The 13,804-nt window shown below is 69.4% G+C and carries 13 protein-coding genes and 1 tRNA gene; 10 read left to right on the top strand and 4 right to left on the bottom strand.

Annotation, left to right across the window (positions count from 1 at the left end; translation table 11 throughout):
• Window positions 1–3: 3 nt before the first annotated feature.
• Window positions 4–552, top strand: coding sequence for a spermidine N1-acetyltransferase (speG, locus tag ASG52_RS01590; RefSeq protein ID WP_056238068.1), 549 nt, complete (start codon window positions 4–6; stop codon window positions 550–552).
• A 323-nt stretch (window positions 553–875) separates the two neighbouring features.
• Here speG and ASG52_RS01595 read toward each other — a convergent pair whose 3' ends face one another.
• Window positions 876–2,030, bottom strand: a complete 1,155-nt coding sequence (locus tag ASG52_RS01595) for a hypothetical protein (protein WP_056238072.1) — start codon at window positions 2,028–2,030, stop codon at window positions 876–878.
• Window positions 2,031–2,439: 409 nt separating this feature from the next.
• Between ASG52_RS01595 and fabZ the strand changes: the two genes are divergently transcribed.
• The 6 genes from fabZ to ASG52_RS01625 all read left to right on the top strand — a co-directional run bounded on the left by fabZ (window position 2,440) and on the right by ASG52_RS01625 (window position 8,068).
• Window positions 2,440–2,913 carry a 3-hydroxyacyl-ACP dehydratase FabZ gene (gene fabZ / locus ASG52_RS01600; RefSeq protein ID WP_056238082.1) on the top strand — a complete coding sequence of 158 codons (474 nt, stop codon included), beginning with the start codon at window positions 2,440–2,442 and terminating at the stop codon, window positions 2,911–2,913.
• 5 nt (window positions 2,914–2,918) lie between these two features.
• Window positions 2,919–3,725 carry an acyl-ACP--UDP-N-acetylglucosamine O-acyltransferase gene (gene lpxA / locus ASG52_RS01605; RefSeq protein WP_056238086.1) on the top strand — a complete coding sequence of 269 codons (807 nt, stop codon included), beginning with the start codon at window positions 2,919–2,921 and terminating at the stop codon, window positions 3,723–3,725.
• 2 nt (window positions 3,726–3,727) lie between these two features.
• The gene (locus tag ASG52_RS01610; RefSeq protein WP_056238090.1) at window positions 3,728–4,576 is read left to right on the top strand and encodes an LpxI family protein; all 849 of its coding nucleotides are present in this window, start codon (window positions 3,728–3,730) and stop codon (window positions 4,574–4,576) included.
• Window positions 4,573–5,736 carry a lipid-A-disaccharide synthase gene (gene lpxB / locus ASG52_RS01615; protein ID WP_056238092.1) on the top strand — a complete coding sequence of 388 codons (1,164 nt, stop codon included), beginning with the start codon at window positions 4,573–4,575 and terminating at the stop codon, window positions 5,734–5,736. The genes ASG52_RS01610 and lpxB overlap by 4 nt, the downstream gene beginning before the upstream one ends.
• Window positions 5,733–6,203, top strand: a complete 471-nt coding sequence (locus ASG52_RS01620; protein ID WP_056238094.1) for a YaiI/YqxD family protein — start codon at window positions 5,733–5,735, stop codon at window positions 6,201–6,203. Before lpxB ends, ASG52_RS01620 begins: the two co-directional genes overlap by 4 nt.
• A gap of 176 nt (window positions 6,204–6,379) precedes the next feature.
• Window positions 6,380–8,068, top strand: a complete 1,689-nt coding sequence (locus ASG52_RS01625; RefSeq protein ID WP_056238097.1) for a hypothetical protein — start codon at window positions 6,380–6,382, stop codon at window positions 8,066–8,068.
• A 180-nt stretch (window positions 8,069–8,248) separates the two neighbouring features.
• On the opposite strand, the gene ASG52_RS01630 is transcribed toward ASG52_RS01625, so the two are convergent.
• Window positions 8,249–8,326, bottom strand: a tRNA-Pro gene (locus tag ASG52_RS01630).
• A 333-nt stretch (window positions 8,327–8,659) separates the two neighbouring features.
• Here ASG52_RS01630 and ASG52_RS01635 point away from each other — a divergent pair.
• The 3 genes from ASG52_RS01635 (at window position 8,660) to ASG52_RS01645 (ending at window position 11,583) form a co-directional block, all read left to right on the top strand.
• Window positions 8,660–8,974 carry a hypothetical protein gene (locus tag ASG52_RS01635; protein ID WP_056238100.1) on the top strand — a complete coding sequence of 105 codons (315 nt, stop codon included), beginning with the start codon at window positions 8,660–8,662 and terminating at the stop codon, window positions 8,972–8,974.
• 330 nt (window positions 8,975–9,304) lie between these two features.
• Window positions 9,305–10,009 (top strand): carbonic anhydrase, encoded by a 705-nt coding sequence (locus ASG52_RS01640; protein ID WP_056238101.1) that lies wholly within the window; start codon window positions 9,305–9,307, stop codon window positions 10,007–10,009.
• 11 nt (window positions 10,010–10,020) lie between these two features.
• A complete protein-coding gene (locus ASG52_RS01645; RefSeq protein ID WP_056238104.1) occupies window positions 10,021–11,583 on the top strand; it encodes a SulP family inorganic anion transporter in 1,563 nt (520 codons plus the stop codon).
• A gap of 103 nt (window positions 11,584–11,686) precedes the next feature.
• On the opposite strand, the gene hflX is transcribed toward ASG52_RS01645, so the two are convergent.
• Together hflX and hfq are read right to left on the bottom strand one after the other, a co-directional pair.
• Window positions 11,687–13,087, bottom strand: coding sequence for a GTPase HflX (gene hflX / locus ASG52_RS01650; RefSeq protein ID WP_056238108.1), 1,401 nt, complete (start codon window positions 13,085–13,087; stop codon window positions 11,687–11,689).
• Window positions 13,088–13,361: 274 nt separating this feature from the next.
• Window positions 13,362–13,616, bottom strand: a complete 255-nt coding sequence (gene hfq, locus ASG52_RS01655; RefSeq protein ID WP_003600267.1) for an RNA chaperone Hfq — start codon at window positions 13,614–13,616, stop codon at window positions 13,362–13,364.
• Window positions 13,617–13,804: the final 188 nt, after the last annotated feature.

A 13,804-nucleotide genomic window follows, 5' to 3' on the forward strand; every position in this document is an offset into this window, starting at 1 on the left:
GTCATGAGCATCAAGCTGAGACCGCTGGAGCGCGAGGACCTCCTCTTCGTGCATCAGCTCAACAACAACGACAGCATCATGCGCTACTGGTTCGAGGAGGCCTACGAGTCCTTCGCCGAGCTGGCGCAGCTCTACGAGCGCAACATTCACAACCAGACCGAACGGCGCTTCATCATCGCCACCGAGCGGAGCGAGCCCGCCGGCATGGTCGAGCTCGTCGAGATCAACCACCTGCACCGCCGCTGCGAATTCCAGATCGCGATCCACCCCGACCATCAGGGCAAGGGCTACGCCAAGCGCGCCACCCGCATCGCCATCGACTACGCGTTCAAGGTGCTCAACATCCACAAGCTGTATCTGCATGTGGACAAGGACAACAAGCGCGCCGCGGGCATCTACGAGAGCTGCGGCTTCCGGCCCGAGGGCATCCTCCGGGACGAGTTTTTCGTGAATGGCCGCTACCGTGACGCTGTCAGGATGTGCCTGTTCCAGCCGGATTATCTCGCTGAGCGCGGCGCGGGCGAAGTGACCGAGCCGGTGCTGAAGACCTGATTTCTTGCGCCGATGGCTTCGGCCACCCTCCCCGTCCTTGCGAGGCGCAGCCGACGCAATCCAGGGCGCGACCTTTCCAGCGAGGGCGAGACCGCGCCGACGACACGTCTCCGTGTGTGCCCTTCCCGTATGGTGCGGAGCACCGGATTGCTTCGGCTCCGCCTCGCAACAACGGCGTGGGGTGGAAACGGGGCGGTCAACCGGACGCCGTTGTATCGGCGCCGAAAACGAAACCGGCCCCCACCCGCATCGGGTGAGAGCCGGATTCTTCTCGGAGCGACCGAAACCGCGCCCCTTCAAGGGCGCGGCTCCAAAGGCGAGCCTTACCGGCCGCCGGCGCCGCGGCCGGACTCCATGCCGCCCGAAGCGCCGCCCTTCATGCCGCCGGCCTCGCCGCCGCGCATGTTGCCGCCGCCCATCGAACCGCGGTCGGCGCCGCCCTTGTCGGAGGTGTTGCGGACATTGTCGCCGCCCTCGCCGCCGCGCATGCCGGCATTGCGCATGCCGTCACGCTCCATGCCCTTACCATCCTTGCCGGCGCGCATGTCCTTGTCGTTCATGCCCCGGTCGTTCGTGCCCTTGGTGCGGGCCTGATCGCCGCGCATCTCGTTGCGCTGCGAATCGCGGGTCTCGGTGCGGCTGGCGTTGCGCACGTCCGTGCGGCTGGAGCGGCTCTCGCTGAAGCCGACGCCGACCGCGCCGCCGCGGCGCTCGGTGGTCGAGACCGTGGTGGAGAGGCGGCGGTACTCGGGCGAACCGTAGATCACGCGCTGGCCGCGGATGGTGACGTAGCGGCGGCTCTCGCCACCGACGCTGACCAGACGGCGATACTCCGGCGAACCGTAGATCACCCGCTGGCCGCGGATCGTCACGTAGCGGCGCGGGCCCGAGGTGGTGCGCTCGGTGACGATCAGGCGGCGATACTCGGGCGAGCCGTAGACCACCCGCTGGCCGCCGATGAACACGAACCGGCCCTCGCGACGGTAGCCGCCGTCGACGGTGGTCGAGCGCACGTCGGTGCGGCTGCTGACACGGGTGCGGTCGCCGTCGCGGAAGCTCGAACGCTCGCTGCGGTCGCCGCGCATCCGCTCACCCCGCTCGGCGGTGTCGCGGTCGCGGCCGGCGCGCCCGTCCATGCCGCGCTCGCCGCGGCCCTCGCCACGGGCCATATCGCCCTTCGCTTCGCCCTTGGATCCCTTGCCCTCGGCCTTGTCCATATCGCCGCCGCGACCGCCCGTCTCACGGCCGGCCATATCGCCCTTGTCGCCCTTCATGGCGCCCCGGTCGGCCTTCATGCCGGCGCCGCCGCGCTCACCGCCCATATCGCCGCCGCCGCGGGACTGCATGCCGCCCGAGGACGCGCCCCGTTCGGCTCCGGCCTGCACGCCGCCGCGTTCCGCGCCGGCACCGGCCGCGCCTTGAGCGTAGACCGAGGTGCTCATCAGTAGGGCGGCAAGACCAAGTGCAACCGTTCTCATCGGCGTAACCTCCAGAATTCGTAATGCGTCCAGAAACGCGGCAAATGTCGAAACGGTTCGCTGAAAAAATTGGCGATCGAAGATGATTTTCGTGCATCTTGATCGACGAAGGCACTGAATAGAGCTTGGCCATAAGCGCTCCACGCCTTCGGGCGAAGCGTCAAAACTATCCGGGCGGGAAAACCGTTCCGGCGAATGCAGACGTCGGAGTGGAGGGCCGCGGCCGTTCTCTCCCGGTCGCGATGGGGCGCCGCGACGGCCCCCACGGCCGTCCGCTCTGCGCAATTGCCCCAAACGTCTTGCATCCGCCCGATTTTCTGCCGATGAGGCCGCATTCAGCCGGACAGGGTCACCGGAGCGGGACGGCATAAGCCGCGCCGCATGCGTCGAGCGGGGAGCGTTGGGACCGATGAGCGAAGAGCCGCGGGAGCTGGGATCGGCCGATATCCAGAAGGTTCTGGAATTGCTGCCCCACCGCTACCCGTTCCTGATGATCGACAAGATCATCGAGATCGACCGCGACGAGCGCTGCATCGGCATCAAGAACGTCACCGCCAACGAGCCGCAGTTCACCGGGCACTTCCCCGGCATGCCGGTCTTCCCCGGCGTGCTGCTGATCGAGGCCATGGCCCAGACCGCGGGCGCGATCTGCTGCCGCCACGTCATCGGCGACCGGGCGGCGGAGCTGAAGACCAAGCAGGTCTTCTTCATGACCATCGACAAGTGCAAGTTCCGCAAGCCCGTCGTCCCCGGCGACCAGGTGCGGCTGCACATGACCAAGATGAAGCAGCGCAAGACGATGTGGTGGTTCCGCGGCGAGGCCCGCGTCGACGGCACCCTCGTCGCGGAGGCCGAGATCGGCGCCATGCTGGTGACGGAGTGACCCCTTTGCGCGACGGTATCCACGAGAGCAGCGTGATCGAGGACGGCGCCCGCCTCGGCGAGGGCGTGCGGATCGGCCCGTTCTGCCATGTCGGCCCCGAGGTCGTCCTTGGTGACGGCTGCGAACTCATCAGTCACGTGGTGGTCGCCGGTCGCACCACGGTCGGGGCGCGGACCAAGATCTACCCCTTCGCCTCGATCGGCCACCCGCCGCAGGACCTGAAGTATCGCGGCGAGCCCTCGACACTCACGGTCGGCTCCGATTGCCTGATCCGCGAGGGCGTGACCATGAACCCCGGCACCGCGGGCGGCGGGCTGGAAACCGCCGTCGGCAACCACTGCGCGTTCCTGGCCAACAGCCATGTCGGCCACGATTGCCGCGTCGGCGACCACGTGATCTTTTCCAACAACGTCATGCTCGCCGGCCATTGCACGGTGGGCAACTACGCGATCCTGGGCGGCGGCGCGGCGGTGATCCAGTTCGCCCGCGTCGGCGACCACGCCTTCGTCGGTGGCCTTTCGGGGCTGGAGAACGACTGCATCCCCTACGGCATGGTGCTCGGCAACCGCGCCTATCTCTCGGGCCTCAACATCATCGGCCTGCAGCGCCGCGGTTTTTCCCGCGAGGACATCCATGCGCTCCGCCGCGCCTACCGCCTGCTCTTCGCGCAGGAGGGAACGCTGATGGAGCGGGTCGAGGACGTGGCCGCCGAGTTCGACACCCATCCGGCAATCCACGAAATCCTGTCCTTCATCCGCGAGGGCGGCAAGCGCTCGATCTGCACCCCGCGCCCCGTCGCTGCGGCCGTCTGATCATGCAGGGGGCTGCCCGGCCGCTCGCGCTGGTGGCCGGGGCGGGCCGCCTTCCCGAACTCGTCGCCGCCTCGCTGGAGCGGGCGGGCCGGCCGTTCCGGGTGCTGGCCGTGCGCGGCTTCACCGAGCGGGCGATGCGGGCGCGTGCCGACGCGACCGTCGATCTCCTCGACATCCCCGGCACCCTGCGCATCCTCAAGGAGTGGGCGCCGGACGCCGTGGTCCCGGCGGGCGGCGTCGCCCGCCCGAGCCCGGCGGCGCTCCTCAACGCCGCCCACGCGGTGAGGAACCGCGACATCCTGCGGGGGCTGGCCGGCGGCGACGACCGGCTGCTGCGCGCCGTCCTGGCGCTGCTCGAAGAGAACGGCCACCGGGTGCTCGGGGTCCACGAGGTCGCCCCCGACCTGCTCGGGCGGCCCGGCCGCCACGGCCGCCACGCCCCGGACAAGGATGCGGACCTGTCGATCGCCACCGGCCGCGCCATGCTCGGCGCGCTGAGCCCCTTCGATGTCGGACAGGCCGCGGTGGTCGCCGCCGAGCGCGTGATCGCGGTCGAGGGGCCGGAGGGCACCGACCGGATGCTGATCCGCGCCCGGGCGCTGGGCCGCAAGCCGTTCGGCTACGGCAGCGCGCCGAAGGGCACGGTGCTGGTGAAGCTGCCCAAGCTCGGCCAGGATCTGCGCATCGACCTGCCGGCGATCGGCCCGCGCACGATCCACCGCGCGGCCGCCGCGGGCTGTGCCGGCATCGCCATCGGCGCGGGGTATACCCTGGTGATCGATGTCGATCAGACCGTCGCGGCAGCCGATGCCGCAGGCCTGTTCCTCGTCGGCCTGGAGGTCGCGCCGTGAGCCACCACCAAAAGATCTGGCTGGTGGCGGGCGAGGATTCCGGCGACCAGCTCGGCGCCAAGCTGATCCGGGCGCTCCGCGCCCTCTCGCCCCAGCCGCTGACCCTCGGCGGCGTCGGCGGCGAGGCCATGGCGGCGGAGGGTTTTTCGTCGCTCTTCCCCATCGATGACGTGGCGGTGATGGGCTACCTGCCCGTCCTGGCTCGCGCCCGCACCCTGCTGCGGCGCATCCGCGAGACCGTGGACGACGTGGTGGCGGCCGGTCCCGACGTGCTCGTCATCATCGACAGCCCCGGCTTCACCCACGCGGTCGCGACCCGTGTGCGCAGGCGCCTGCCCGGCCTGCCGATCGTCGATTACGTCTCGCCGAGCGTCTGGGCGTGGCGGCCGTGGCGGGCCAAGGGCATGGTGCCGTTCATTGACCATGTGCTCGCCCTGCTCCCGTTCGAGCCGGAGGCGCATCGCCGTCTCGGCGGCCCGCCCTGCTCTTACGTCGGCCACCCCCTGATCGAGCGTCTGGCGGAACTGCGCCCTTCGCCTGAGGAGCAGGCGATCCGCGAGGGTCGTCCGCCGGTGCTCGCCGTGCTGCCGGGCTCGCGCCGCTCCGAGATCGAGCGGCTGATGCCGGTCTTCGGCCGGGCGATCGCGGAACTGACCAAGCGCGTCGGCCCGTTCGAGGTCGAACTGCCGGCGGTGAGCCGCCACAAGGCGCTGATCGAGCGCCTCGCGGTCGCCTGGGATCGGCATCCCCGCATCGTCCACGGGGAGGCCGCCAAGCACGCGACCTTCCGGCGGGCGCGGGCGGCGCTCGCGGCGTCGGGCACCGTCACCCTCGAACTCGCGCTGTCGGGCGTGCCGATGGTGGTGGCCTACAAGGTCTCGCGGGTCGAGGAGGTGATCGCCCGGCGCCTGATCCAAGTGCCGACCATCGTCCTGCCGAACCTGATCCTGTCCGAGAATGCCATGCCGGAATTCGTGCAGGCCGATTGCACGCCCGAGCGCCTCGCCGACACCCTGGCCCCGCTGATGGCCGGCGGCCCGGCCCGACGGACCCAACTCGACGCTCTGAGCCGCATCGACGGCATGATGCGGCTTACTGGAGACGAGGAGCCAAGCCGGGCCGCAGCCCGCATCGTCCTCTCGGCGAGGCGCACGGCATGAGCACGCCCGACCCGATCCGCATCTACGTCGATGCCGACGCCTGCCCGGTCAAGGACGAGGTCTTTCGCGTGGCGGCGCGCTACGGGCTGCACGTCTTCGTCGTCTCGAACAGCTTCTTCAACCTGCCGCGCGAGCCCTGGATCGAGCGCGTGGTCGTCGGCGACACATTCGACGCCGCCGACGACTGGATCGCCGAGCGGGCGAGCCCCGGCGCGGTCGTCATCACCGCGGACGTGCCCCTGGCGAGCCGCTGCGTGAAGGCCGGCGCGATGGCGCTGAGCCCGACCGGCAAGGCTTTCACCGACGCGTCCGTGGGCATGGCGCTCGCCACCCGCAACCTGATGCAGGAGCTGCGCGAGGCCGGCGCCATCACCGGCGGCCCCAAGCCGTTCTCCAAGAGCGACCGCTCCGCTTTCCTCGGCGCCCTCGACCGCGCCATCGTGCGCCTACGCCGCGAGCGAAGCTGAAGCGAAAATCGAGGTTTCGAAAGGACGAGTCCTTTCGCGGGTCCAGGGCAGAGCCCTGGTCGAAGGGGATCGGGGCGCCGCCCCGCGCCCCGCTGAAGGGATAATCCCTTCGGAATCCCGGACCTCGACACGCGGGTGGTCCACTCGTCGTACACGAACCTCGTGGGAGCTTGCGGATGATCCGGCGCGCCATCCCTCTTCTCGCCGTGGCCTTCCTCGCGGCGCTCTCGCTCGCCCTGGCGCAGGCGCCGCCGTCGTTGGGTGGCGGGACGGTGCCGTTCTCCCAGTACGGAGCCGGCGGCAGTCCCGGCATCGACGCGACCGCCGCTTTCGCCGCGATCCGCGCCGATCCGACTTCGCCGACCGTGTTCCTGCCGCCGGGGCAGTACGAGGTCGGCGAGTGTCCGACGGATCATTACTTCCGCTCCAACACCACCCTGGTCGGTGCCGGCACGGGCCGGACCCGGATCAAGTTCACGGGCACGAGCTGCGCCGTCAACCTGTTCGCCTGGGGCGCCGGGCGAGCGGACTTCGGCGCCCGCGACCTGACCATCGACTGGAACGGCGCCACCTGCGCGAACACGGGCGGCGTGTGCAGCGCCTTCTACATCACCAACAACACCCGCGCCCGGATCGAGAACGTCGCGATCGTCGGGACGACGGGCGACCGGTGGTTTCACGTTCACGTCGTAGGCTCGACCAACGGCGTGCTCCGCAGCAACCGCATCCAGCCGCGCGACTGCGTCGCCGACTGGCTCTCGAACACCGGCATCTTTATCGGCGGCAGCTACGCGCTGTCGTCGTTTCGGACCGCCCCGATCTCGGGCAACACCCTGACCGTGGCGGACCCGCCCGACCCGACGAAGCCGCCCTACGCCATCAAGGTCGGGCAGGCCGTCGTGGGCGGCCCGTCCCTGCCGCGCGATCTCTACGTCACCGCTCTCGCCACCGGCACGGGCCAGGGCGGCTCCTACATCCTCAACAAGGCCGTGCCGAGCACCGTGCCGGCCGGGCCGATCCACCTCACCTCGACCTACGGCTGGACGATCGAGAACAACCGCCTCGTCAACACCAACATGAGCATCGACTCGCCGATGCACACGACCCGCAGCAACGAGATCGGGCCGTTCTGCTCCGGGCCGGGCATGAACACCTCGAAGCAGGCGACCTACCACACCAGCATCGGCGATTTCGTCCACGACGGCCCGTCCGATGCGGGCGGCGACAGCCTCTACGACACCGGGCTGGAGTTCCATGGCGCGAACACGCTGATCGCCGACTCGCGGGTGTCCAACGTCTCCAGCGCGTGCCTGTCCTATTCCGGCGGGCGCACCATCGTCCGGGGCGGCACCTGCGAGCGCTTCAACACCGGCGCGATCGAGGACTCGGCCTTCACGGGCTCGATCTCGGGCAGCACCCTGACGGTCACGAGCGTCACGAGCGGCAAGGTGCAGCGCGGACAGAGCGTCACCGGCCCAGGCGTCGTCGCGAGCACGATCCAAACCGGCGGCACCGGTACGGGCGGCGTCGGTACCTACACGCTCGACAAGTCCCAGCCCGATGTCGCCAGCACCGCCATGATGGGCACGCTCACCGGCAACGGCGGGGCGCTCTACGCCTCCAACGGCGACGAGAACGGCTCGGACTCTCACCTCGCGGACTACACCGTCCGAGGCAGCGGCACTGCGGGCGAGAAGAGTTGCTTTGCGGACAATCCCAACGCCATAGGCATCGTGGTGCAAGGCATCGACTGCTCCGGAATCTCGGGAGCCTCGCCCTATCGCATCTTCGGCGGCACCGCCGTGGTCGGGCTCGGCGCGTTCCGGGCCACGCGCCCGACCGTGCAGGACGGTGCCCCCCCGTGAGGCGGTCAGCGGCGTGATGGCCGCAGCTGCGGCGCATGGGGATACGAAGAGGCTTGCTGAACTGTGCCGCCGACAAAAGCGCGGGAGCGCTGAGCCGGCTGTGCGCCGGTCGTTCTCCCTACGTTGATAGGCTGCCGCCGGTCAGATCGGGCCTATGTCGCTGTCATCGCAGAGAAAAAATGGTCGGAGTGGCGGGATTCGAACCCACGACCCCTAGTCCCCCAGACTAGTGCGCTAACCGGGCTGCGCTACACTCCGACGCCCCAGAGGGCTCGGCGCTCTTAGCTTTCCCCCTTCGCCCGCGCAACCCCTTTTCGGGGCCATCGATCGCATCGGTCGCGGGAATGCACGCCCCTCCCCCATCCGATGTTTCCGGCACCGCCCTCTGAATGCATCCCGCGACACGGGCGCCACCCGGCCTGCGTCGTGACGGCGCGCACCCGGCGGTCGCGCAGCGGCGGATTATTTTTTAAATATAATTGCGTGACAATTCGCACTTTCAAAACAAAACCCGAAGTAATAGCCTCGATTCGTCAAAGAAAACCGAACAAAAAAGTTCAAGTCTCAGGGATTATCGAGGAAGGGCGTGTCATGAAGGGTATCGTTGCTTTCAGTGTTCTGGCGATGGTCGGCCTGCCGCTGGCGGCTCAGGCGGAGTCCGGCAGCGGCAGCCGTCAGGCGGCCGGTGGCGGCTTCATGAGCAGCTACCAGGACGACCCCTACCACGACCCCCGCTCGCTCCACTCGCAGCGGGCGGGCACCGGCCAGATCCTCGGCGCGCCCATGCTGAGCGAGAATGCCGGCGTGAAGGGCGGCCCCGTCCGCTCGGCGATCCGCCGCGGCGACGTCGATCCGAACTGGGCGACGACCGGCAGCGTGCCGAAGAAGCGCCGCGCCGTGCGCTGACGCGAATTCCAGGCGGCGCGGCCGAAGGGCCGCGCCGCCTTCCCGCCTCGCCGCGCCGGCCCTCTCGGGCCTGACCGTCCCGGGCCATCCCGGTGGCGCGCTGTCGCCTATTCGGGATGATCGCACCGCACAAAACGTGCCCCGGCCACACGGTCTCGTGAACGCCCCGAGGCTATCCGCACCCTGTCATTCGAAGTCGGAACAGGGCTAGCCTCCGTCTGCAAAAGTCGAAACCGCCTGCGGCGGGACAAAAACCGACCTGCCGCCCCCAATATCTCAGTCGCTGCAATGCACTGTACGTGCAAGCGGTCTCGAAGAACGAGGATCGGCGTGGACGATATCATTCAAGGCATCTCCAATTTCCGCGGAAGTATCTTTCCGGGGCAGCAGCAGATGTATCAGCAACTGGTCCGCGACGGGCAGCATCCGCAGGCGCTGATCATCGCCTGCGCCGATTCCCGCGTCTCGCCCGAACACATCACCCAGTCCGGCCCCGGCGACCTGTTCGTCTGCCGCAACGCCGGCAACATCGTCCCGCCCTTCAGCCAGCAGAACGGCGGCGTCTCCTCGGCGATCGAATACGCGGTGGTGGCGCTCGGCGTGCGCGACATCGTCGTCTGCGGGCATTCCGATTGCGGCGCCATGAAGGGGCTGATGATGCCCGAGGCGCTCGCCGCCATGCCGAACGTCGCGGCGTGGCTGCGCCACAGCCATGCGGCGAGCCAGATCGTCTGCGAGGCCTACCCCGCCAAGATGGATCCGAAGGACCATCACCGGGCGCTGGCGCTGGAGAATGTCGTCGTCCAGCTCAGCAACCTGCGCACCCATCCGAGCGTCGCGGCCGGGCTCGCCAAGGGTGAGCTGCGCCTGCACGGCTGGTTCTTCGAGATCGAGAGCGGCCAGGTGCTGGCCTATTGCGGCGAGGCCGGTCGGTTCGTGCCGATCGATCAAGCCGGCGACATGCCGGTCGCCCATCGGACGGCCCAGCGCATCGCCGCGCCCGAGATGGCGCGCGTCGCCGTCGCGGCGGAATGAGGAGCACGGCCATGCGCGCCTCCCTCTCGCGGCTTCTGCCGCCGACCCTCGCGCGGGACCTGCCCGCCTCCTTCGTGGTCTTCCTCGTGGCGATGCCGCTCTGCATGGGCATCGCCATCGCCTCCGGCGTGCCGGCCGAGCGCGGCCTCATCACCGGCGTGATCGGCGGCCTCGTCGTCGGCTTCCTCGCCGGCGCCCCGCTTCAGGTCAGCGGTCCGGCCGCGGGGCTGGCCGTCATCGTGTTCGAGTTCGTGCGCACCCACGGCATCGACGCGCTGGGGCCGGTCCTCGTCGCGGCGGGCGCGATCCAGCTGCTGGCCGGGGCGCTGCGGGTCGGCGGCTGGTTCCGGGCGATCTCGCCGGCCGTGGTCCACGGCATGCTCGCCGGCATCGGCGTGCTGATCGTGCTGGCGCAGATCCACGTGTTGACCGATGCGCTCCCGAAGGCCAGTGGCCTCGACAACCTCGTGGCCATCCCGGCGGCCTTCTTCAACTTCGTCTCCGGCGAGGGCAACCGCTTCGGCGCCATCGTCGTCGGCCTCGCCACCATCGCGACGATGATCGGTTGGGAGAAGGTGCGGCCTAGCCGGCTCAAGCTCCTGCCCGGCGCCCTCGTCGGCGTCGTCTCGGGCACGCTGGTGGCGGTCATCGGCAATCTCGCGGTCAAGCGTGTCGAAGTCCCCGAAAACATCCTCTCGGCCGTGGCCCTGCCGGGTGCGGGCGATTGGAGCCGCCTCACCGAGCCGGCCATGATCGTCATGGCGATCACGCTCGCCGTCGTCGCCAGCGCCGAGAGCTTGCTCTCCGCCGCCGCCGTCGACCGCATGCACGACGGCCCGCGCACCCAGTACAACCGCGAACTCGGGGCCCAGGGCGTCGGCAACGTGCTCTGCGGGCTGGCCGGCGGCCTGCCGATGACCGGCGTCATCGTCCGCTCCTCGGCCAACGTTCAGGCGGGCGCCGCCACCCGCGCCTCCACCATCCTGCACGGAAGCTGGATCCTCGCCTTCCTGCTCGTCCTGCCGATGGTGCTCAAGCTGGTGCCGACCGCCGCGCTCGCCGGCATCCTCGTGGTCACCGGCTGGCGCCTCGTCAGCCCGGCCCATGCCCAACACCTGCTCCAGCGCTACGGGCTGGCCACCGCCGCGATCTGGCTCGTCACCCTGGTGATGGTCGTCGCCACCGACCTGCTCACCGGCGTGCTGATCGGGCTGGCCCTCAGCCTCGTTCAGGTGGTGCCGCACCTCCTCAAGGGGCGGCTCAGGATCGAGGGCGGCGCTGCACAGACGGTGCAGGGCGGGACGCTCCAGGCGGTGCCGGAGTTGCGCCTCTCGGGCTCGGCCACCTTCCTCCAACTGCCCCACCTCAACGAGGCCCTGGAGCGCACCCCCGAGGGCACCCCCGTGCGGCTGGCCGCCCAGGACCTCCACCACGTCGATCACACCTGCCTGGAGATGATCCAGGAATGGGCGACCCGGCGTGCCAAGGCCGGCGCCCGCGTCGAGGTGGTCGGCGGCGACGGCGGGTTGCGCAACAGCCTCGCCATGGCGGCGCACGCGGCGCCCAAGGACTGAGTCGGAAATGAAGAAGCCCGGTGCCGCTCAAGCGGCACCGGGCTTCTTCGTGTCAGGGCGCTGCCCTGACGACCCGCCGAAGGGCTTGCCCTTCGGGAACCCATTACTGCGGGGAGGCAACTTTCCGAGCTGCTTCGAAGCGGTTGAGGAACCTCGGTTCCTTTTCCGGGGCGATGCGGATCGTCAGCGCGATCTCGCCGCTGTCCTCCGCCTGCCGGTCCAGCACCTCGGCGTTCTCGTAGAGCCAGTTCAGCGCCGCCCCGTCCTCCGGCGGCAGCGTCAGCGCGAAGGTCGAGCGGGCGCGGGCCACCTGCCCCTCGATCCGCTCGGAAAGGGCCGGCAGGCCCTCACCCGTGAGCGCCGAGACGAGGATCGGCGCCGGCCCCGCGCCGCGATGGGCGGCCGCGAGGTTGAGGAGCCGGGTGCGCTCGCCCTCGTCCAGCAGGTCGGCCTTGTTCCACACCTCGACGATCCGCTCGGCATCCGCCTCGATCCCGAGCTCGCGCAAGACCTGCTCCACGTCCTCGGCCTGGGCCTGGGTGTCGCCGTGCGAGACGTCGCGCACGTGCAGCAGGATGTCCGCCTCGATCACGTCCTCCAGCGTCGCCCGGAACGCGGCGATCAGCGAGGTCGGCAGGTCCGAGATGAAGCCCACCGTGTCGGACAGGATCACCGTCTCGCCGTGCGGCAGCTTGGTGGCCCGCGCCGTCGGATCGAGCGTCGCGAACAGCATGTCCTGCGCCTTGACCTCGGCCTTCGTCAGCGCGTTGAACAGCGTCGACTTGCCCGCGTTCGTGTAGCCGACCAGCGCGATGATCGGGTACGGCACCCGCGCCCGGCTCTTGCGGTGCAGGCCGCGGGTGCGGGTCACCGCGTCGAGGTCGCGCTCGATCTTGGTCATCCGCTCCTGGATCATCCGGCGGTCGGCCTCGATCTGCGTCTCGCCGGGGCCGCCGAGGAAGCCGAAGCCGCCGCGCTGCCGCTCCAAGTGGGTCCACGAGCGCACGAGCCGGGATTTTTGGTAGGCCAGATGGGCATGCTCCACTTGGAGCGTGCCCTCACGGGTCGAGGCGCGCCGTCCAAAGATTTCGAGGATCAGGCCGGTGCGGTCGATGACCTTGGTGCCCCAGGCCTTCTCGAGGTTGCGCTGCTGCACCGGCGACAGAGCGCAATCCATCACCACGAGGCCGATCTCGTCCGCCTTGACGAGACCCGCCATCTCCTCGACTCGGCCCTTGCCGAGATAGGTCGAGGGCCGCGGGCGCTGGACATGCACGCCGATCGCCTGCGCGACGTCGAGCTCGATCGCGGCGGCCAGACCCACCGCCTCGTCGAGCCGCGCGTCGTCGGAGCGGATGTTCTCCGGCTGGCCCGGCGCAAGGCGCTGGCCCGCGCGCGTGAGATAGGGCCCGACCACCAGCGTGCGGGTCGAGGCGGCGATCTCGCCCTCGGGGGCGGCCTGCTGCTGGAGCCGCGCTTCGCCGGGCGTCTGAAGTTCTGTCATTCGGGCCTCTCGCCGGTCAACTCGCGACAGCGAAGCCGGCTCCGTGTTCGATGGGACGCAATGAGCTATGGGGCCGGGAGGCGTCGCGGATCGACGCCTTTCCCTGCCCGGCGAGCACGCCTTTCGGCGCGCGACGTTCGAGAGCACGGCGAAAGTCTCTCGCCCCGAACTCTGCGGACGACGCGCGCATCTGCGGGCGGCTCCAACTCATGCGATCAAATCATCGTCGTCAGGCCCAAACGTTCAACCTCGCATCATCCGCGAAGCGCGGTCCTCACGCCTTCTCGGGCGCGGTCTCGTCCGGCTCGAACAGCTGCACGGGGTGGCCAGGCATGATCGTCGAGATCGCGTGCTTGTAGACGAGCTGCGAGTGCCCGTCCCGGCGCAGCAGCACACAGAAGTTGTCGAACCACGTCACCACGCCCTGGAGTTTGACGCCGTTGACGAGGAAGATCGTCAGCGGAATCTTGTTCTTGCGGACATGGTTGAGGAACGTGTCTTGGAGGTTCTGAGCGCGCTCGCCCGCCATTTTTCTTATCCTTGTTTCGCCACCGGCATCGCGGAAGGACGCGTTCCCTCGTCTCGGCGGTGCGAGGCGTCAAACCTCCGGCGCCGTCGAAGACCGCTTTCCCAAGCCGCGCATATTACAGGGCGAAGCTTCTCCGGACGCAAGCGTTTCCTCGCGCTCGCGTGACGCCGTACCCATCCTGTAGGCGG

The organism is Methylobacterium sp. Leaf456 (genome assembly GCF_001425465.1).
GTDB lineage: Bacteria > Pseudomonadota > Alphaproteobacteria > Rhizobiales > Beijerinckiaceae > Methylobacterium.